General features: G+C 46.0%; 14 protein-coding genes. 5 read left to right on the top strand and 9 right to left on the bottom strand.

From position 1 onward, the window contains the following. The first annotated feature begins 6 nt into the window (after positions 1-6). The 5 genes from metH (at position 7) to VX941_12130 (ending at position 9,806) form a co-directional block, all read left to right on the top strand. Positions 7-3,726 carry a methionine synthase gene (gene metH / locus VX941_12150; GenBank protein MEE2934157.1) on the top strand — a complete coding sequence of 1,240 codons (3,720 nt, stop codon included), beginning with the start codon at positions 7-9 and terminating at the stop codon, positions 3,724-3,726. 46 nt (positions 3,727-3,772) lie between these two features. Beyond that, positions 3,773-4,273 carry a thioesterase family protein gene (locus VX941_12145; GenBank protein ID MEE2934156.1) on the top strand — a complete coding sequence of 167 codons (501 nt, stop codon included), beginning with the start codon at positions 3,773-3,775 and terminating at the stop codon, positions 4,271-4,273. 76 nt (positions 4,274-4,349) lie between these two features. Continuing rightward, the gene (locus VX941_12140) at positions 4,350-6,638 is read left to right on the top strand and encodes a UvrD-helicase domain-containing protein (GenBank protein MEE2934155.1); all 2,289 of its coding nucleotides are present in this window, start codon (positions 4,350-4,352) and stop codon (positions 6,636-6,638) included. Between the two features lie 234 nt (positions 6,639-6,872). After that, positions 6,873-7,772, top strand: coding sequence for a 50S ribosomal protein L11 methyltransferase (locus VX941_12135; GenBank protein ID MEE2934154.1), 900 nt, complete (start codon positions 6,873-6,875; stop codon positions 7,770-7,772). Continuing rightward, positions 7,773-9,806 carry an aminopeptidase P family protein gene (locus VX941_12130; GenBank protein ID MEE2934153.1) on the top strand — a complete coding sequence of 678 codons (2,034 nt, stop codon included), beginning with the start codon at positions 7,773-7,775 and terminating at the stop codon, positions 9,804-9,806. It abuts the gene before it with no gap. Positions 9,807-9,892: 86 nt separating this feature from the next. Here VX941_12130 and ligA read toward each other — a convergent pair whose 3' ends face one another. The 9 genes from ligA to murB form a co-directional block, all read right to left on the bottom strand. Further along, positions 9,893-11,956: an NAD-dependent DNA ligase LigA gene (gene ligA / locus VX941_12125; GenBank protein MEE2934152.1), complete on the bottom strand. Its 2,064-nt coding sequence runs from the start codon at positions 11,954-11,956 to the stop codon at positions 9,893-9,895. Beyond that, positions 11,953-13,623: a DNA repair protein RecN gene (recN, locus tag VX941_12120; protein MEE2934151.1), complete on the bottom strand. Its 1,671-nt coding sequence runs from the start codon at positions 13,621-13,623 to the stop codon at positions 11,953-11,955. Before recN ends, ligA begins: the two co-directional genes overlap by 4 nt. Before the next feature lie 10 nt (positions 13,624-13,633). Continuing rightward, on the bottom strand, positions 13,634-14,458 hold the full coding sequence (locus tag VX941_12115) for an outer membrane protein assembly factor BamD (GenBank protein MEE2934150.1): 825 nt from the start codon (positions 14,456-14,458) through the stop codon (positions 13,634-13,636). Positions 14,459-14,660: 202 nt separating this feature from the next. Further along, positions 14,661-15,590, bottom strand: a complete 930-nt coding sequence (lpxC, locus tag VX941_12110; protein MEE2934149.1) for a UDP-3-O-acyl-N-acetylglucosamine deacetylase — start codon at positions 15,588-15,590, stop codon at positions 14,661-14,663. A gap of 246 nt (positions 15,591-15,836) precedes the next feature. Beyond that, positions 15,837-17,684, bottom strand: coding sequence for a cell division protein FtsZ (ftsZ, locus tag VX941_12105; protein ID MEE2934148.1), 1,848 nt, complete (start codon positions 17,682-17,684; stop codon positions 15,837-15,839). Between the two features lie 102 nt (positions 17,685-17,786). Continuing rightward, positions 17,787-19,025 (bottom strand): cell division protein FtsA, encoded by a 1,239-nt coding sequence (ftsA, locus tag VX941_12100; GenBank protein MEE2934147.1) that lies wholly within the window; start codon positions 19,023-19,025, stop codon positions 17,787-17,789. A gap of 41 nt (positions 19,026-19,066) precedes the next feature. Further along, positions 19,067-19,930 (bottom strand): cell division protein FtsQ/DivIB, encoded by an 864-nt coding sequence (locus VX941_12095; GenBank protein ID MEE2934146.1) that lies wholly within the window; start codon positions 19,928-19,930, stop codon positions 19,067-19,069. After that, positions 19,930-20,853, bottom strand: coding sequence for a D-alanine--D-alanine ligase (locus tag VX941_12090; GenBank protein MEE2934145.1), 924 nt, complete (start codon positions 20,851-20,853; stop codon positions 19,930-19,932). Before VX941_12090 ends, VX941_12095 begins: the two co-directional genes overlap by 1 nt. After that, a complete protein-coding gene (gene murB, locus VX941_12085) occupies positions 20,850-21,782 on the bottom strand; it encodes a UDP-N-acetylmuramate dehydrogenase (GenBank protein MEE2934144.1) in 933 nt (310 codons plus the stop codon). Before murB ends, VX941_12090 begins: the two co-directional genes overlap by 4 nt. Positions 21,783-21,786 lie beyond the last annotated feature (4 nt).

Here is a 21,786-nt window from a genome sequence, read left to right as displayed (position 1 = left end):
AGAAAAATGAATAAGGGAACCTTTAAGCCACAAAAAATCGTGACTCCGATCGATCGTAGTCGCGAACTAACTCAATTGCTGCGAGAACGTATCCTCGTGCTCGATGGCGCCATGGGCACCATGATACAGCAGGAACAATTAGAGGAGGACGATTTTCGGGGCAAGCGTTTTGCCGACTGGCCCGAAGATTTAAAGGGAAACAATGATCTTTTAACTTTGACTCAGCCCGATCTAATTTCGGACATTCATCGAGCTTTTGTGGCTGCTGGAACGGATATCATTGAGACAAACACATTCAACTCCACGGAGACCTCTCAGGCTGATTACGGTATGCAAGACTTGGTCTACGAACTTAATTATGAGGGTGCGCGTTTGGCGCGTCAAATCACTGACGACGCAGTAAAGCAGAATCCGTCACGGCCTCGGTTCGTTGCTGGGGTTCTCGGCCCAACAAGTCGGACTGCGTCCATATCGCCCGACGTAAATGATCCCGGCTTCCGGAATGTTAATTTTGATGAGCTGGTGAGTGCTTATTCCCTAGCTACTCGCGCATTAGTTGATGGCGGGGCTGACACCATCTTCGTTGAAACCGTTTTCGATACACTGAATTGCAAGGCTGCAATTTACGCTATTTTAGAAGTTTTTGCGCAGCTTGGGATACGGTTGCCAATCATGATTTCTGGTACGATTACAGACGCATCTGGTAGAACTCTGTCAGGGCAAACAGCAGGGGCATTCTGGCACTCAGTTGCGCATGCAGAACCTATGAGTATAGGCTTTAATTGTGCTCTTGGAGTTGGAGATCTTCGACCACACGTACAAGAAGTGAGCAACCTAGCTAATACCTTTGTCAGTGTTCACCCGAATGCTGGCCTGCCGAATGAATTTGGTGGCTACGATGACACACCTGAATATATGGCGAGCGCTTTAACCGAGTTTGCCGAGAGTGGATTAGTAAACATTGTTGGTGGATGTTGTGGCACTACACCTGAACATCTTTCAGCAATCGTTGATTCGATGAATGGGCTAGCTCCTAGAGAAATAACAAAAGATAGACACGTTTGTACTTTGGCGGGACTTGAGCCAATGCCACTCAATGAGGTAACTGGGTTTGTGAATGTTGGTGAACGTACCAATGTTGCAGGTTCAGCGCGTTTTAAGAAATTAATTATGGATGGTGATTTCAGCGCTGCTTTGGATGTGGCTCGCGACCAAGTTGAAAACGGCGCACAAATCATTGATGTGAATATGGATGAGGCCATGCTCGACGCCGAGCAGGCTATGGGAACATTTTTGAATCTCGTTGCTTCGGAGCCAGATATATCCCGGGTTCCTATAATGGTCGACTCATCCAAATGGGACGTAATTGAAACCGGGTTGAAATGTATTCAAGGCAAAGGGGTGGTTAATTCAATAAGCCTTAAAGAGGGTGAGGAACCATTCATAGAGCAGGCTAGGAAAATTCGAAGGTTTGGGGCTGCTGTCATCGTCATGGCCTTCGATGAAGCTGGGCAAGCCGACAATCGCGAGCGCAAATTCGAAATCTGTGAACGATCGTACCGTATCTTAACCGAAATAGTTGGGTTTCCACCCGAAGACATAATTTTCGACCCGAATATTTTCGCAGTCGCTACAGGCATTGAGGAACATTCACGGTACGCTTTAGATTTTATTGAGGCAACTCGTGACATAAAAAAACAATTGCCATTCGCAAAAGTGAGCGGGGGAGTCAGTAATCTATCCTTTTCTTTCCGAGGTAATGAACCGCTGCGGCAAGCTATGCATGCAGCATTCCTGTTTCATGCAGTCGAAGCAGGTATGGACATGGGAATTGTCAATGCGGGGCAACTCGGTGTCTATGCGGATCTACCAGATGATCTGAAAGAGCGTATTGAAGACGTTATATTCGCCCGTCGTAGCGATGCGACTGAACGCATACTTCAAATTGCTGATGATGTTGAGGGCGGTAAAAAGGAAAAAAAAGAGGACTTGTCGTGGCGTGAAGGTACTGTTGGTGAGCGTTTGACCTATGCCTTGGTCAAAGGCATGAATGAGTACATCGAAGAGGATACTGAAGAGGCACGCCTCAAGCATGATCGCCCGATTGAGGTAATTGAAGGGCCGTTGATGGAGGGCATGAATGTTGTGGGGGACTTGTTTGGTTCCGGCCAGATGTTTTTGCCCCAAGTAGTGAAGAGTGCGCGGGTAATGAAGCAGTCGGTGGCTCACTTGTTGCCTTTCATTGAGGCGGAAAAATGTGAGGGTTCCAACACACACTCTAAAGGCAAAATTCTTCTGGCGACAGTGAAAGGCGATGTACACGATATTGGTAAAAATATTGTAGGGGTTGTTTTACAGTGTAATAACTTTGAGGTCGTAGATCTCGGCGTCATGGTGCCATATCAGAAAATATTAGAGGTCGCTCGCGACGAAGAAGTGGATATGATTGGCTTGAGTGGTTTGATAACACCCTCCCTTGAAGAAATGGCCGGAGTTGCACTCGAAATGGAGCGGATTGGCATGGATCTCCCGTTACTGATCGGCGGTGCTACCACATCAAAAGTTCACACAGCCGTCAAAATTGCACCAAAATACAGCGGCCCTGTACTGCATGTTTTGGATGCATCTCGTTCAGTGGCAGTCGCAACAAACCTTACGAGTGAGACACGGCGTCAGTCTTACCTTGCAGAAATTGCAGCGGATAATAAAGCGACGTTAAATGACTATAACGGTCACGATCGAGCAAGCAAACGCTTCGGGTTGGAGGAAGCAAGAGCTAATCGTCCCGGGGTAGGGTACGACCAGGTCGTTCCGCCAAGCTTCTTAGGGCTGAGATCTTTTGAAAATTATGATCTCAGTGACTTGGTTCCCAGAATAGATTGGACCCCATTTTTTCGGACATGGGAGTTGGCGGGCAATTTTCCAGCTATACTGGATGACAAGATCGTCGGAGATGCGGCTCGCGGTTTATATAGCGACGCACAGGAAATGCTGGAAAAGATTGTTGAGGACAGCTGGCTTGCCGCAAGAGGCGTCATTGGATTTTTCCCCGCGAATAGTGATGGGGATGATGTAATAGTTTATGACGATGATACACGAATGACGGAGCGCACACGTATTTTTTTCTTACGTCAACAGATGAAAAAAAGAGCGGGACGTCCTAATTACTCACTCGCGGATTTTATTGCGCCCCGGAAGACGGATGTGAATGATTATATAGGAGCTTTTGCTGTAACCGCAGGTATAGGCATAGAAGAAAAAATCGCTCAATTTACTGCCGATAACGACGATTACAATAATATCTTGTTGAAGGCGTTGGCTGATCGGTTGGCCGAGGCTTTTGCTGAACTAATGCACGAACGAGTGAGAACCGAATTTTGGGGCTACTCGCCTGATGAGACTTTTGATAATGAAGATCTGATTCGCGAGAAGTATCGGGGTATTCGACCCGCGCCGGGTTATCCAGCTTGTCCCGACCATAGTGACAAGCCTGGCCTCTTCCAACTCTTAGACGCAGAAAAAAATGCAGGAGTAAGTCTTACAGAGAGCTTTGCAATGATGCCCGCAGCATCCGTCTCTGGTTATTACCTGGCTCATCCTGAAGCGCGATATTTTGGTATTGGTAAGATAGGAGAAGATCAGGTGCTAGATTATGCGAAACGGAGGGGATTATCTCGTGTTGATGCAGAACGTTTACTCGCACCCAATCTCGGTTATGCTATTTAAGGATAACACCGCGGTATTCCTATCACATTATTAAGGGCAATATCAGATGGCAATCAAGGATTTAAGCACAGTACCTACGCCTCTCAACTCATATAGTGGCACCGTCCAAAAAGAATGGATTGATGATAATAATCACATGAATGTTGCATATTACGTTCTGGCATTCGATTTTGCTACCGACGCATTATTTAACTTTGTAGGTCTTTCTAGTGACTACAAACTTAAGAATAAGGTCTCCACATTTGCGGTTGATATGAATGTATCGTACAAACGCGAATTGAGACTAGGGGAAGCATTTCGTATTGAAACAAGGTTAATTGACTGCAGCAAAAAAGCGCTGCATTATTTTCATGAGATGTATCATGCGGAGGAATCATTTTTAGCCGCCACCAACGAGGTTCTTTCTATGCATATGGATATGGAAACGCGCAGAGTAGCTCCAATGGCGCCCGATGTTCAGGTAAGAGTTAGCAACACATGCAAAATCCACAAGGCTTTAGATTGTCCGCAACTGGTAGGCCGAACTATTGGTATTAGGCAGAAATAAGTTGGCATTGACCGGTGAGTAATTGATAAATGACAGGGCATAATAAATTCATTTCGCCGAACTACCGCATTCGCCGATGACTGAACCATTAGACTGCGATCCCTTAGATAATCTGCATTCGGGTGGGACCCAGAGACAACACCAAATTAGTTATTTGACTGATCTTAATGAGGAGCAGGGGCAGGCTGTTGCTGCGATAGACGGTCCAGTGCTGGTATTGGCTGGCGCTGGCACCGGCAAGACGCGTGTTCTTACAACACGTCTTGCGCATATCCTTCGCGAGGGGCGTGCTAGCCCATATCAGGTGCTTGCTGTGACATTTACTAATAAGGCCGCCCGAGAAATGAAAAAGCGGTTGGCAACACTGATCGGGCGCGCGGTTGATGGGCTTTGGCTTGGTACTTTTCACTCACTTGGAGTGCGAATTCTGCGAAGGCATGCTGAACTTGTGGGGCTCAAGACAAACTTCACAATCTTAGATAGCGATGATCAGATCAGATTACTTAAACAAATCCTCAAGGCTGAAAATATTGATGATAAAAGATGGCCTGCTCGTGTATTGGCGAACGCGATCCAGCGATGGAAGGATAAAGGACTTACCCCTGGAAAAGTCGGCTCAGGCGAAGCAGGTGAGCTGGCTGATGGACGTGCGACAGAGATATACACTCAATATCAGGACCGCTTAAAAACCTTGAATGCAGTGGATTTTGGAGATTTGCTCTTGCATTGTTTGATCATATTCAACCGGTCTCCTGAGGTTTTAACTGAGTATCAAAGTTTATTCCGTTTTATTTTAGTGGATGAATATCAAGATACTAATGTGTCTCAGTATTTATGGTTAAGGCTCTTGGCTCAGAAACATAAGAATATTTGCTGTGTCGGCGACGATGATCAATCGATTTATGGTTGGCGTGGTGCTGAGGTAGAAAACATTTTGAAATTTGAGACTGATTTCTCAGGTGCAAAAGTTGTACGGCTTGAGCAAAACTATCGATCCACATCGCATATCCTTGGGACTGCATCAGGACTTATCGCAAATAACAAAAGCCGACTTGGCAAGACGCTGTGGACAGAAGCAAAACACGGAGAAAGAGTGAAAATACAAGGCCTATGGGATGGGGAGGAGGAGGCGCGCTCGATAGCGGACGAAGTAGAAGGACTTCAACGAAAAAAACATAATCTCAACGAGATAGCAATTTTAGTTCGCGCCGGTTTTCAGACCCGTGAGTTTGAAGAACGTTTTATAACCCTTGGGGTGCCATATCGTGTGATAGGGGGTCCACGCTTTTATGAACGTGAGGAAATAAGAGACTCAATTGCCTATCTTCGCATTATCAACATGCAGGATGATGATCTTGCTTTTGAACGGATTGTGAACAAGCCAGCTCGTGGAATTGGAACTGCAACGGTGCAAGCAGTGCACAGCCTCGCACGCCATCTTAAAGTCTCTCTTTATCTAGCATCAACTAAGCTCATTGAATCTGATGAGCTTAAACCTTCTTCTCGGAACGCTTTGAGACGATTCATCGACAATGTAGACCGATGGCGTGCAATGGCAGAAAATTTGCCTCATATTGAACTAACAGAAATTATCTTGGATGAATCTGGCTATACTGAGTTTTGGAAAAATAGCAAGAAACCGGAAGCTCCGGGAAAATTAGAAAATCTCAAGGAGTTGATCGCGGCATTAGAGGATTATGACTCACTTGCAAATTTTCTGGAACACGTGAGCCTTGTTATGGATAATTCTGATAACTCCGAAGATGACATGGTTAATCTAATGACTCTCCACAGCGCCAAGGGCCTAGAGTTCGAAAGTGTTTTTTTGCCCGGCTGGGAAGAGGGGCTTTTTCCACATCAGCGGTCTTTGGACCAAGATGGATTGGCAGGATTGGAAGAGGAACGCCGTCTTGCTTATGTTGGAATCACCCGCGCAAAGAAGAATCTATGGATAAGTTTTACCGCCAATAGACGCATACACAATCAATGGCATAGCGCAATTCCGTCTCGTTTTATCCAGGAGTTACCGCAAGAACACATTGAGATGGAGTGTGAGAAAGCGCAGTATGGCAATGCGCTTGATGGGATCGGTAATTCAGTGGGATCGGGACCTTCATTCAATGAAACTTCGTCCGGTGGGCCTGGTTGGTTGAGATTTCAGAGACGCGGCCCCGGACTACCGCTTATCGATGTAGATGCAAATAACAATCAGGAAACTAGTGATGATTTTAGTGAGGGAGATCGATGTTTCCATCAGAAATTTGGAATGGGGATCATTTCAGATTTAGAGGGTGACCACTTAACCATCAAATTTGACCGAGCAGGTACAAAAAAAGTCATTGCAGCTTTTGTAAAAAAACACTAGCCGATTTTCATATGGACCGTGGATTAAGAAAGTATCGAGTAAGCCCTAAGGGGGGTCTCCTACGATTTGTTGTAGATTCCCGAGCATGGTAGGGACTTTATATCCGACAACGATGCTCGTTATTTTCAAAATTGTTTGTGGGGTTTTAAGTTTTGTTAAACACACGGCTTTTTGTTCTTTAACCCCAAACGGTTTTGAAATGAATTAGATTTACTGAAAGGTGGATAATGCATTGTGAAGCAGTCTTTTTGGAAAATTGAATTAGTAATACCGCGGACCACCGCATATATTTTTGAGGAGGCCCTAGAACGCTTCTCACTTGCCACTAGTAGCTTTGAGATAACAGGTAGTGACCGTTTGCAGCTGATCTCTTACTCGGCCAGTATGCCAGACAGAACAAGCCTTGATGCTGCGATAGCCATTGCAGCGGCTGCTGCTGGTGTTGACGAGCCCAATATAATCTGTGAGCCACTACCTGAAAAAGATTGGTTAGCTGAAAATCGTGCCTCTTTTGAGCCGAAGCACATCGGCAAATTTTGCATTTGCCCTACCCACCATAAGGGTGCAGTTTCGGCAATTGATAAGGTAATTTGGCTTGATGCAGCCACAGCCTTTGGCAGTGGTGAGCACGAGAGTACTGCCGGTTGTCTTCTAATGTTATCAAAATTAGCTCGAAACTTTCGCCCCAAAAGAATTCTTGATCTCGGGTGTGGCTCGGGTATCTTGTCTATAGCAGCGGCAAAAATCTGGACAAAAAAAATAATGGCGGTGGACATTGATCCTGAGGCGGTCAAAGTCGCTCGTGCTAATGCACGTATGAATAGAGTCCACGCCTATATGACTGTTAAGGAAAGTAATGGTTTAACAGGGCGATGGGTTTCGCAAGCGGGACCGTTTGACTTGGTTATTGCCAATATCTTATCGGGCCCTCTAATTAAATTGGCGGCAAATTTAGCCGGGTACATCGAAAGGTCGGGGTTCATTGTGCTCTCCGGTCTCTTGTCCCATCAGAGATCAGCGGTCTTGAATGTTTATCGAGGACGCGGGCTATTATTAGTAAAAACCTATCAACTAGGTGACTGGGTCACACTACTTCTTAAAAGACCAGAACGAGTTCTTACGCGGAAGTCATGAATGTCAAAATTAAAAATAGCAATTGAAGCAGTTCGCAAGTCTGGTTTAAAGATAAAATCTTCTGATCTTGAAGACCTTCTTGCTGGGGTAGCCGCTACGCCTGACCATTTATGGGAATGCGATTGGGTTCAGCTGATCGCACCTAATGCATGTCCTTCATTGAAAGACGTTTTGGTGTCTGCTAGGGCCGAGTTAGCCGCCTGTATCCAATCCGAGTTCAGTGAAGGGCCATCGCCGAAGGATCGGATTGCGAAGCTACGTGAAAGACTCAGGGCTTCAGATGTCGACGGGTTCGTTGTACCTCGTGCTGACGAATTTATGGGGGAATCAGTGCCTGTGCATAGCGAAAGGCTTAGGTGGTTGACAGGGTTTTCCGGTTCAGCCGGTGTGGCGGTGGTTCTGATTGATAGGGCAGCGATTTTTGTAGATGGGCGTTATACTCTGCAAGTTCGGAAACAGGTTGACCCTGCGATTTATGATATTTTTAACATATCCGAAATGACTCCGTGGACTTGGTCAGCCAATAATCTTAGGGAAGGTTCTCGTTTGGCTTTTGATCCTTGGTTAATAACCGATACAACCCAGAATAATTATCAACGGAAGCTTATTGAGATAGGTGCCGAATTCGTTGCAGTCGAAAAAAATCTGGTCGATGCAGTCTGGGATAATCAACCGGCACCACCCTTAGCCCCCGTCACCAACCACAGTATCTGTTTTGCTGGAAAATCATCACGAAAGAAACGTAGGTCCATATCAAATGAATTATTGCAAGAAAATCATGATGCCGCGCTCATTACAAGCCCAGACTCGATAGCTTGGATGCTAAATATACGTGGTGGAGATGTACCTTACTCACCGCTTGCCCATTCTTTTCTAGTCATCTTTGCAAATGAAGATGTGTACTGGTTTATCGACAAAAGAAAATTACTGCCTGAAGTCGTGGAGTCATTACGCGGAGAAATCATTATTGATGATATCAGCCATATTGGCCCCTTTCTTCAGAAGATCGGAGCCAAACTCAAAACGGTCGTCGTAGACAAAACCGTAGCACCCGCTTACCTGGTTTCTGTCCTCCAGAATTCTGGTGCATGCGTAATAATGGGAAAAGATCCTTGTTCACTGCCTAAAGCCAGCAAAAACAATATTGAGGTGAAAGGGTCGCGCGCAGCCCATATTAGAGATGGTGTTGCAATGGTGAATTTTTTGGCCTGGCTCGACAAAATGGCACCCAAGGGAGAAGTTTCAGAAATCAGTGCCAGTGAATATCTAAAAGCATGCCGATCTCGTTGCGATTTGATTCGCGATCTTAGCTTCAGGACAATATCTGCTGCGGGTGCTAATGCTGCGATTGTACACTACGATGTGACACCGCAAACGAACAAACTTCTCAAGCCCGGTGATTTGTATTTGATTGACTCCGGCGCCCAATATTTGGATGGCACTACTGATGTAACTCGTACTGTCTATATTGAGGATTCTGATGGTGGTAGGCCGTCTTGTGAAGAGAAAGATCGTTTTACGAGGGTCTTGAAAGGGCATATTGCAGTTGCTTCGGTTGAGTTTCCTGTCGGTACCCGCGGAAGCCAGCTTGATACTCTTGGGCGGTTACCCCTGTGGAAGGCAGGGTTAGATTACGATCACGGAACGGGCCATGGTGTTGGTTCCTATTTATGCGTTCATGAAGGTCCTCACAGAATTTCTAAAGCACCCGGTGGAGTAACGCTTAGAGCTGGCATGATCATTTCCAATGAACCTGGATATTATAAAGCCGGTGAGTTTGGCGTTAGAATCGAAAATCTCGTAGTAGTTTGTAAGCGTGATGAAAACGGGTGCAGTGCGGGAGCATGGCTGGGCCTCGATACTCTGACGTGTGTCCCAATAGATACACGTCTGGTGGAGCGATCATTGCTCACATCGAGTGAGATAGAATGGTTGGACAATTACCATTCTTCAGTGCGTCGATTGATTGAGCCAATGGTAGAATCCGAGACAGCTCAATGGTTAAAAACTGCAACACGACCACTTCAACCATAAGGCGCAAAGGACACCACGTTACGTCGCGTTTTTTGTATTCCTAGAGTCGTAAAAAGCTCTCGTAGAGAAAACACGAAAAAAAGATTTTAGATATCGAGCATTGTGAGCCATTCTTTTTCATTAAGTATTTTGACCCCAAGGGCTGCTGCTTTCTCAACTTTGGTTCCTGGTTTGCTGCCGGCGACAACAAAATCAGTTTTTTGAGAGATTGAGCCGGTCACCCTTGCGCCGAATTCTTCGGCCCGTGCCTTTGCTTCATTCCGGCTCATTTTTTCGAGGGTGCCGGTAAACACTATAATTTTTCCATAGATAGGTGAGCCGTTGAAGTCAGGTGCTGAGAAATCTTGTATTTCTAGTATAGTATTGAGGTCATCAAGGAGTTTTTGGTTTTTCTCATTAGAAAAGAAGCCTGCAATATCCTTTGCCACAATGGGGCCTAGGCCATCAATGCTGAGGAGTTGTTGATGACTTGTCGCGTTAGTGTTAGTGGCTGCAGAAGCAATTTCTCTTAACACAGTGAAGCATCCAAGATGCTTTGCCAATAGCCTGGAGGTGACGCGGCCCACTGAAGGAATGCCAAGAGCATAGATGAAACGATCGAGGGAAATTTGCCGTCGCTCCTCGATATTCTGCAGTAGTTTCGACGTTGATTGTTCCCCCCAGCCATCGCGACACAAGAGAGCCTTGTGTTGGTTCTTTAAATTAAAAATATCTGATGGCGTGTTTATGATACCATCGGCATAAAAATCTTTGATATGTGTGGCACCTAAGCCCTCTATATCGAAGGCATCACGCGAAATGAAATGTTTCAACCGCTCAACTGTTTGTGCGGGGCAACTGAACCCACCTGTGCACCGCCGAACTGCTTTGTCAGGCTCTCGCACTGCAGCGCTTCCGCATACTGGACAACATTTGGGGAATTCGAACGCCTTGCCGCAACCTTTTGAGACACGCTGGACTAACTGCGGGATCACATCACCAGCACGTTGGATGCGCACGGTATCGCCTGGAGTTACGCCCAACCGTTCAATTTCATCTTCATTGTGAAGAGTTGCACGGCTTACCATTACTCCGCCTACGGAGACTGGTCTCAAATGAGCGACGGGAGTTAACGCTCCGGTGCGGCCAACTTGTATAGTTATCTCATCCAAGACTGTATCAGCCTGTTCCGCAGGGAATTTGTGAGCCACCGCCCACCTTGGTGCGCGGCTCACTGTCCCAAGACGTTTCTGATAATCAAAGTTATCAACCTTGTAGACGACTCCATCTATTTCATAGTCGAGCTCGCTTCGTTTCGCACCGATTTCATTGTATGCAAAAAGTATTTCCTCAATTGATGTACAGCGTCGTGTAAGTGGGTTAACTTGAAAACCCCAACGCTTCAAGGTTTGGAAGAAACCCCATTGGGTGTCGCTGATAGGCAGGGATTGCTCACCGACATTGTAGGCAAAAAACCGTAGTGGCCTTTCGGCCGTAATATAAGGGTTAAGTTGGCGCAAACTGCCAGCTGCAGCATTCCGAGGATTAGAAAATTGTTTTTGGTTTAATGTCTTCTGTCGAGCATTTAATGCGTGGAAATCGCTTTTAGCCATATAGACTTCGCCACGTATTTCAAGAATGGACCCTGCATCAGGGGGTAGTGCGTTGGGAATGTCAGAAATAGTGCGTAAGTTTTGGGTTACCTCCTCGCCAATAGTGCCATCACCCCGAGTAGCACCTAAGGTAAATTGCCCGCGTTCGTAACGCAATGTGGCAGAAAGACCATCTATTTTTGGTTCGGCTACTAGGTGGAGTTTTGTTCCGGATGCAAGACCTAAAAAACGTCGAATACGATTATCAAACTCTAAAACATCATCGTTACTGAAGGCATTTGAGAGCGAAAGCATCGGAATTGAATGTTCAACTTTTTTAAATCGTGCCGAAGCTTTACCCCCAATTTGTTTACTAGGGCTATCCGGGCGTACTAGAGTAGGAAATTGAGCCTCGATAGCTTCATTCCTGCGGCGGAGTTTATCGTAATCACCGTCCAATATCTCAGGTGCATCTTCTGTATGATACAGGCGATCATGATAAGCGATCTCTTTAGCAAGTCGTTCGAGTTCTGTTCTTGCCTCGTCCTCGTTTAACGCTGAGATTAGCTTTGGCGTCACGAATTTTTCTCCTGAAGCAGTTTTCTGGCAGCGGCCCGGGCTTCATTTGTTACTTCTTTGCCCGAGAGCATACGTGCAACTTCTTCACATTTTTCTTCTTCAAAAAGTTCCTGAACATTTGTGACTGTGTCTTCAGTGGTTGAATACTTCGCGACTTTGAAATGGCTATTTCCACGGGCAGCAACTTGTGGAGAATGTGTTACTACTAAAACCTGTAGTTCTTTGGCAAGGTCGGCCAAACGGGCGCCAACTGCATCAGCAGTTGCTCCGCCTATCCCGCTATCTACTTCATCGAAGATCAGGGTGTTTGGTACGCCTTTCGCTGTGACAACAACACGTAGGGCCAACATAAACCGAGATAGTTCTCCACCCGATGCAATCTTTGATAATGGACCAGGGGAATTTCCGGGATTAGTGCTAACTAAAAATCCTACACTATCCATCCCTGTTTCACCCCATTTTTGTTCCGGAAGCTCTTCGATCTTGGTTTCGAAGAAGGCTTTCTCTAATTTAAGTGGAATCAATTCTTCGTTAACTGAGTTGTCGAGTATTTTGCTCGTTCGATATCGTTCTTGCCGCAAATCACTAGCATGATTGATAAAATCTGTGCGAGCGGCTTCTAATGATTGTTGGAGCGCTACCAGGTGATCGGATTGGTCGTTTATTAGTAAAACCTTTGATTCGAGCATATTTTTCAACTCCGGCAATGCGTCAACTTCAACTCGGTGTTTTCGAGCAGCGTCGCGCAGTGCATGTAAACGGTCCTCAATCTGTTCTAGGCGTTTACCATCTAAGTCGACTCCGTCCGCTGTGTCCCGTAAATTTGCCATTGCTTCTTCAGTATCAATTAAGGCACGCTCGATGATTTTTATTGCGGGTTTTAGCGAGTCACCCGCTATTTTGGAACAGCGTTCAAGACTACTCAGCGCTTTCCTGAGCTTATTCTCGGCGCCAGATTCACCCTCTAGTTCTGTAAAAGCTTCATTTGCAGCCGATAGTATTTTTTCAGAATACGTCAAAAGCTGCCGCAAATTGGTAAGTTCTGTTTCCTCCCCTAGAACCGGATCAAGTTTTATAAGCTCATCGGCTGAATGACGAAGATAATCTTCGTCTTCTTGGACTTTTTTGAGGGCTGCTTTTGCCTGGACTAATTTGGTATTTGCATCTCTCATAGCTAAGAATGATGCCCGTGTAGCCTTAACCATCTCTTGGTGATTGCCAAAGGCGTCCAGAATAGCGTGGTGTGTGTTTTGATCCATAAGGCCACGTTCGTCAAATTGACCCTGAATTTCCACGAGTGAATCGCCAACTCTGCGAAGAAAATTTATACTTACCTGTTGGTCATTTACAAATGCTCGGGTGCGGCCATCCATACCAAGTACGCGACGTAATAAAATAATTCCGTCGTGCTCAATGTCATTCTCATGAAGCAGAGTAGTGGGCGGATCGCCCGGACATGCGGAGAATTCTGCAACGACGGTTGCTTGCTTGCTCCCTAGGCGTAAAAGATTTGAATCGGAGCGTGCACCCAAGGCCAGCCCCAAAGCATCTAATAATATTGATTTTCCGGCTCCAGTCTCTCCAGTTAGTACTGATAAACCTCCAGCAAAGGATATTTCTAATCGTTTGATAAGGACTACATTACGAATGCTGAGCGTCATCAGCATGATATCACCCCTATAATGCCCAATCCCACATCCAGCTAAGCCATGAACCATCTTTTTTGAGAGGTCTGAGTCTTTGCCCTTCGAGGAGGGCGAAGCTGCTTTTATACCATGAGTTGCCGGGGTAGTTGTGCCCTAATACTGCGGCTGCCATTTGCGCCTCATCAGTAATGCCGAGAGCAAGGTAGCATTCTGTTAGACGGTGCAGTGCCTCGGGAGTCTGACTTGTCATCTGATAACGTTCAATAATACGTCGGAAGCGATTTATCGCGGCGAGAAATTCACCTTTACGTTGATAATATCGACCAATGTTCATTTCTTTCCCGGCAAGGTGGTCAGTTGTTAGGTCAATTTTTATGCGCGCGTCGCGTGCATAAGGCGTTTTTGGATACCTGCGCACTACTTCTTTGAGTGATTTGAGCGCTAGCTGTGTCATTTTTTGGTCTCGCCCTACGTCAGATATCTGTTCGTAATAACTCAGGGCTTTTAGGTAAAGAGCATAGGCTACATCACGGTTACCCGGATGAAGCTCAATGAAACGATCTAGTGCAATTATGGCTTCGTCGTAGTGGTTTTCTAAGTATTGAGAATAGGCAGCCATCAGTTGGGATTTTGTTGCCCAAGCAGAATAAGGATATTGACGCTCCACTTCGTCGAAATGTTCTGCAGCTGTTTCGTACCAGCCCCCGTGCAAGTGATCCATAGCGTCATTATAGATTTGTTCTACCGTTCGTGGCGCTAGTTTTTTTTCTTCTTCAGGCTTTCCGAATATAGAGTCCATAGTATCGCTACACCCGATTAAAGGAATGGCACTAAGGACTAACAAGGCAGGAAACATACAAATTCTAAGAAAATATGTTAGGCTGTGTCTCACTTTCATTAGGGTTCAGACCTTTGTTAGACAAATTTATTTGTTTAATAATAAATAAGGGGTAATCACGAGTCAGTTTGCGTAAACCCACACTTATACATACCACTCCCCGGGACATATTCATACTAACAGTTTTTTGTTGATTGCCCGGTATCGCGGTGTTTTTTACTCAGGCGATTGCTCTTTGGCTTTCGACATTCCAATGTGGAGCACGAATTTCTGTCGACTCATCCACAGGGACTAGTCTCCAAGCCTCACGATCTGCAAATAAACGACGCAGTAATTTGTTATGAATGCTATGCCCAGTGCGATATCCAGAAAAACATCCAGCTATCTGATTACCAGCCAAGTAAAGATCTCCAATACAATCTAGGGCCTTGTGCCTAACGAATTCATCATCATATCGTAAGCCATCTTTGTTAAGGATACCGTTTTCACTTATAACAATCGCATTATCTAGTGAACCACCTTGGGCAAGGCCTGCTTGGCGAAGCGCTTCTACATCCTCTAAAAAACCGAATGTACGGGCGTTGCATATATCTCGTTTGAAATTCCAAGATGACAGGCTTATGAGAAGTGTTTGGTACCCTATCGCTGCATTATCGAAATCGATATTTAAATTGATGTTTAGGCTAGAGCCCTGTTGGCTTATTGGGGAAATAGAAGCTCTACCATTTCCTTCATTAACTGAGACTTCATGCAATATCTGTATTATGTTTCGCTGCGAGTCTAATTCTACAATCCCAGCGCACTCAATAAGAGATACAAAGGGTCCTGCACTGCCATCCATAATTGGCACTTCGCATCCATCAATAGCGACAATTACATTATCAATCTGGCACCCAGCTAATGCAGCCATAAGGTGTTCAATAGTTGCAACTGAAGTACCCCTATCATTCGCGAGTGTAGTGCATAAACGAGTATCAATAACCTGATCGAAAAGGGCTGGTATTTTTGATCTATTGTCTGGGACATCAAGACGTCGAAAGATAATACCCGTATCCGCTTCCGCTGGATGGAGTGACATTGAAACTTCTTTGCCAGAGTGAAGACCTATACCCGAGCAATGGACTTCGTTTTCAATGGTTGTTTGGCGCATGCTCATCCCAAAAGGTATTATGGTGCTTTGATTTTCAATATAGTACTCGCTCTACGTGATAGCTCAGTATGGCATTCATACATAATCCGTATGTGCTATCACAAAAACCTCTATCATTCTTTATCAACCTCCGCTTTGGACCTCAAATCACTCTTTGTTACTATTTGTTTCTTCTATGTCTAGACGTAGCAGCCGCACTGAGCTTGCGCGGCTGCCATCTGTCATGCCTTGAGTTGTCAACGAGTCTTAATTTGCCTGTCTACGAAGGAAGGCCGGTATTTCGAGCATCTCTGTTTCAGCTTGAGATAAAGAGAATTGATCGGTTGGAGCAGCTTCCTTCGGCGATTTTTCTGGGAATGAAGTGTCCGGACTAGATACAGGCACTTTTTGCGGTAAGCTGACAGGCGCTGGAGGTGAGCTCTGCGCAGCTTTAATTTCTGGAGCTGCCGCAGTGATCGATATTTCTTCAACTTGCATGTCAGGCAGTGGACTACTGTTTAAATGGGAAGATCTCTCCGTCATGGTCTCTGAATTTGGAGCTGGCACGGAAGGTTCAGTAGCACTTTCTAGAGTAGGGGTGGCATAAGGGCCTACCGCTTTAGAAGATATAGGCTCTCTTGCCTCTGTTTTTGCATGCTGGCGGTTGAGCTGTGCTGTCATTGCCAAACGCTGAGATTCCTCCTCACGCTTTGCTGCCCCTGTTAGTCTTTTAAAGAAACTGGGCCGTTTTCTTTTCTGGGATTGATCCTTGACGCTTTGTGCATTTGTAAAGTCAGCTTCACTGAATGGATCAAGTTCATTCTCTCCGCTTAACGATATCCCAACATCTACTGGTTGGGGAGGAATGAATGGGTCGCGGCTTGTAGTTTCGGAGTTAGCCAGATTTTGATCAATTTTTGCCTTTTCCGGCATAGATGTTGGCGATCCTTTGTCGTTTGCATATTGTTCAAGCCGGCCAAGCGCATTTTTAGGGTGAGATGCTTGGCTGGAATCCAATTGTTTAGCGGCTTCCACCGCCAATTCAATCGGCGTGGGTTCCACAGTTGAGATTCTGTTCTCTCCCAAGTCTCCAACGGTATTGGACTGCTCATCTTCTTTCACTATCGGTCGCGGTTGAGCTGCTGAGTCAACATCAATGCCTGTCGCTACAACTGAAACGCGGATTTTCCCCTCCATGGTATCTTCAAACGTCGATCCAAAGAGAATATTAGCATTGTCATCCACTTCCTGCCGAATTCGGTTTGCCGCCTCATCAACTTCAAATAGCGTTATATCTGGGCCGCCTGTTATGTTAATAAGCACACCCTTGGCTCCCTCCATTGTGATGTCATCAAGTAATGGATTTGAGATAGCGGACTCCGCTGCATCGATGGCGCGACTGTCGCCTTCGGCCTCGCCCGTACCCATCATTGCCTTGCCCATTTCACTCATTACAGTCCGAATATCTGCAAAGTCGAGATTTATCAAACCGGGCATTACCATAAGATCAGTGACGCCGCGAACGCCTGAATTAAGAACCTCATCAGCCATATTAAAGGCTTCGGCAAACGTGGTTTTTTCATTTGCTATTCGAAAAAGATTCTGGTTTGGAATAATAATCAAAGTATCAACATATTGTGCTAATTCTTCAATTCCCTTTTCTGCGGTACGCATGCGTTGGGCGCCTTCGAAATGAAATGGCTTGGTAACGACACCGACAGTCAACATGCCGTTTTCTCGTGCAGCTCGGGCAATGACGGGAGCTGCTCCAGTACCCGTACCTCCGCCCATTCCCGCTGTAACAAAGCACATGTGGCTTCCGATGACCTGATCGAGGATGGTATCAAGTACTTCTTCAGCTGCTGCTCGACCCACTTCAGGTCGGGCACCTGCCCCCAGGCCTTGGGTAATCGACACCCCGAGCTGCAACTTATTTTCTGCGATTGATTGATCAAGCGCTTGTGAGTCCGTATTACAAACGAGAAATTCTACGCCCTCAAGGCTCGAGCTAATCATATTGTTGACAGCGTTTCCACCTGCGCCGCCAACACCGATTACTGTGATCCTTGGTTTCAGTTGTTGTTCTGAAATGGGCATCGATAACTTAATGGTCATCAGAGCCTCCACTTTAATTTGAGGTGCCAGGGGTTACCAGCGTAAGCTGGCATTCCGTTGTCCTCTCTGACATGAGAAAACATACGAAACTTGTATGGGAGGTCAGAAATTCTCACGGAACCAACCTCCAAGGCGGCCGAGTAGGCCACCACTTGTTGTGTAGGTTTCATTTGCGATTTGTCGTATTTCGCCTTGATCATCGATGGCGAAGGCTAACAAGCCCGCATTTACAGAAAAAGCTGGGCCATCCATAGCATCGCCTAGCCCAGCGATACCGCGAGGGCGCCCAATGCGCACCTGTTTTTTAAGGATTTTTGATGCCAACTCAGGAATGCCCTCTAGTTGACAGGCTCCTCCGGTAAGAACTGCACGGCGTCCGGCAATTTTATCTAGCCCGCTCGCTAGGAGCTGGGAGCGCACAATTTCAAGTATTTCTTCGACACGCGGCGTTATAATTCCAGTTAGCATAGATTTGGGAACTTGCTCTGGCGCAATCTCATCTTCTTCCCCAATTTGCTGGACAGCAATCATAGTACGCTCGTCTGATAGCATGCCCTCACAGCTTCCATACAGTGTTTTAATGCGCTCAGCTTGATTAATAGGAGTTGACAGACCGCGGGCGATATCGCTGGTTATGTGCCAACCACCTAATGGGATTGAGTCAACGTGAATGAGAGCACCGTCAAAAAAGATTGCAAGGCTAGTAGTGCCCGCGCCTATGTCAACTATGGTTGCCCCTAGGTCCAATTCGTCTTCGACCAAACACCCAAGGCCCGCCGCGTATGGCGTTATAACAAGATCACGTAACTCCAAGTGACAGCGTGAAATGCAGGTTGCAAGATTATGTAATGCTGAGGTGGTGATAGAAACACTATGCATTTTCACACCAAGTTCTCGGCCGTGCAGGCCTCGAGGGTCATGTATGCCTGCTTCTCCATCAACATCGAATCCGATAGGAATAGCATGAACAAGGGCGCGGTCTTGTGTATCTTGTGTTGATCGACACTCCATCAATAATTTGTTAAGATCACTTTCTGAAATTGTCGCACCGCCCACGGGCACCCGGTGCTCAGTTACTGAACTTTGCATTTGGCCTGCACTCATATTCACAGTAATCTTGCGGACTGTTTTCTCAGCCATCTCTTCAGCACCTGTGACTGCCGCTCGTACAGCCGTTTCGGCCGAGTCCATATCTACGATATTACCAGCTTTTACTCCGTTACTCGCATGGTGACCTATCCCGAGCACTCTTAGCCCGTTAACGGAGTCATTTTCGGCGATAAAACAGGTAACTTTGCTGCTGCCAACATCTAATGCACTTATCACTTCATCTTGTGCCAAGACCAATTAACTCCTATGTTCACATACTGTTTCGTTCGGGCTCATGTTTCATTCCCAGCTCGTGTGCTCGTTTTTTTATGCAAGACCTGAACCGTCAATCGATTGGGTATACGTAAGTCAACCGCCCGAATTTCCTGTTGCAAGATCTGATGATTTCGCTGCAAAGTTGCCAGATAGCGCCATGCTGTTTCGGCATGTTCAGCTGGTAGTCGTACATCAATTCCTTGTTTAAGAAGTAGGTTCCAACGACGAGAGCCAACTCGAGTTGCGTGTGTGACTTGCTTCATTAAATCATGCTCTGTCTCGAGCATTTTTATTAATTGTGCTGCGTATGTTGGCGCGTCCTCTCCGACTAGCACCTTCAAAGCTCTATGCTGTGTTGAAATCTTCTTGCTAATTACTTTGCCATCCCGGGCAATTAATTTAAATTTTCCATTATGTTGCCATATGGCAGCAGGTTTTTGTTCAGTAATACGCACATATATGGTATTTGGTAATCTCCTCTGGACATCCGCATCTGCAACCCAGCCAATAGATAGCAGCCGTTCCCGTGCGGCGTGCGGGTCAAACCCCAGGATAGGGTCCCCTCGACGAACGTTCAGGATTGTAATCAGTTTACTCCGAGATATTTCATTTCTGCCGGTGACTAAAACCTCATTAATAGTAAGTCCAAGTGTGGTCGCAGTATTCTTCTTAATTTGATTAACCGCCTCAAACAGAGCATTACCCGCCCCTGTATACCGAATTACTGCTATACCAGCACTACAGCTAACTAGAATGACTAGAGCTGTAATTGAGAGAAGCATTGTTTTCGCGCGCAAAGGAACCATTAAAGCCCTTTCACGCTGAATAGATCGAATTTTCTCAGCATTCTTACTGGAATTTTTATCCCTATTGCGTCTCACTAATCAAACCTCGCTTGCTTTACCATCCACTCAACTAACCCAGCAAAAGTTATGCCAGCCATAGCAGCTTGCTCTGGTACAAGGGAAAGTGAAGTCATGCCAGGCTGAGTATTGACCTCTAACATAAAAAGTTTCCCGGGTTCTCCAGCAGTATCATTGTAACGAAAGTCGGATCTACTTATCCCCCTACAGCCAAGGGTTTTATGCGCTAATTCTGCGTATTTCATTGCTTCAGCTGAGACATTGTCGTCGATAAGAGCGGGGCACTTATGCACTGTTTTCCCATCAGTATACTTTGCTTCAAAATCATAGAAATCTGATTTAGGCTGTAGTTCGGTGACTCCCAGAGCTTTATCACCCATTACTGCCACTGTTAGTTCCCGTCCAGGGATGAATTCTTCAACTAATAATTTTTGGCCCTCTTGCCATTGATCAAAATCGACAAAAGATGCATTTTCACGAATGATTTGGACTCCTACGCTTGAGCCTTCGTTTATTGGCTTTACAACAATCGGCGGATCAATAGGAAGACGACAGGCAAGGGTTTCGCGGTCGGTAATAGTACCGGCTGGAAACGGTATCCCAGCTGTTAGCAGTAGCCGTTTAGCTTGGAATTTGTCCATAGCTAGCGCTGAAGGTAGCAGCCCAGAATGTGTATAGGGGATCTCAAGGATATTTAGAATGGCGGATATTGAGCCATCCTCACCATATCTTCCATGAAGCGCATTGAAAACGATATCCGGTTTGGGTTTGAGAGCGTTTAAAAATTGGGTCAAGTCGCGTTTGATATCGATCTCAGTGACCCTGTAGCCTATTGTCCTTAGTGCGCTGGCACATGCTTTGCCACTGTCTAATGAGACTTTTCGTTCGGCAGACCAACCCCCTTTTAATACTACTATATGTTTATCTTTGTTTTGGCTCATGAATTGGCCTCCTCTTCTTCAAGACCAATTCGATCAAGTTCCCATTGCAACAGTACTCCGGATTGTTCCTGGACTCTGCGGCGCACTTCGATGGCAAGGTGTTCCAGATCATATGCTTTCGCGTGGCCGCAATTGATAAGGAAGTTGCAGTGGTGCTCAGAAACCTGCGCCTCGCCCACGCGCAGGCCACGGCATCCAGCCTCATCGATGAGCTGCCAAGCTGGTTTCTCTAAAGTATTTTTAAATGTCGAACCTCCCGTGCGTTGTCTTATTGGTTGACTATGCGCACGAGCTTCAGCGATTTCGGACATTTTAGCAGCTATTTTTTCCTTTTTACCGGGCACTGCAGCCAAGTTCGCTTTGAGGAATATCCAATCTTGAGGTGCGTGACAGTGGCGGTAAGTGAGCTGAAGTTCATCATTGTTTACCGTATGTATATTGCCTTCTCGATCAATAGCTTCCGCGTTGATAAGAATATCCTTAAGTTCAGAACCATAAGCACCTGCATTCGTGCGTAGTGCTCCACCGATGGTGCCAGGAATCCCTGACAGGAATTCTAAATTCTTGCGTCCATTGGAAAGCGCATATCGTGCAACACTTATATCAAGTGCTCCGGCCCCCGCTGTGATGGCATCTTTGGTAAGCGAAATAGTATTAAATGGTTTTCGTAGCTGTATCACTACACCAGGAACGCCTCCGTCACGTATAAGGAGGTTTGACGCGACCCCGATAACAGTAATTGAGAGTTTTGCAGGTACATTTTGCAGAAACTCTTGCAGATCTTTGGTGTCGGCCGGGCGGAAAAGAATTTCGGCAGGACCACCTACTCGAAACCAAGCATAACGAGCCAAGTCCTCGCCAAAAAGTAATTCTCCACGCACAGGAGGGAGGTATTCGGGTGTATTTTTCCTCCTATGTGTTCGAGACATTATC

The sequence above is a fragment of the Pseudomonadota bacterium genome (assembly GCA_036339585.1).
Lineage (GTDB): Bacteria > Pseudomonadota > Alphaproteobacteria > UBA8366 > UBA8366 > UBA8366.
Note: the sequence above shows the minus strand (reverse complement) of the source record. Positions and strands in the feature narration are given on the sequence as shown.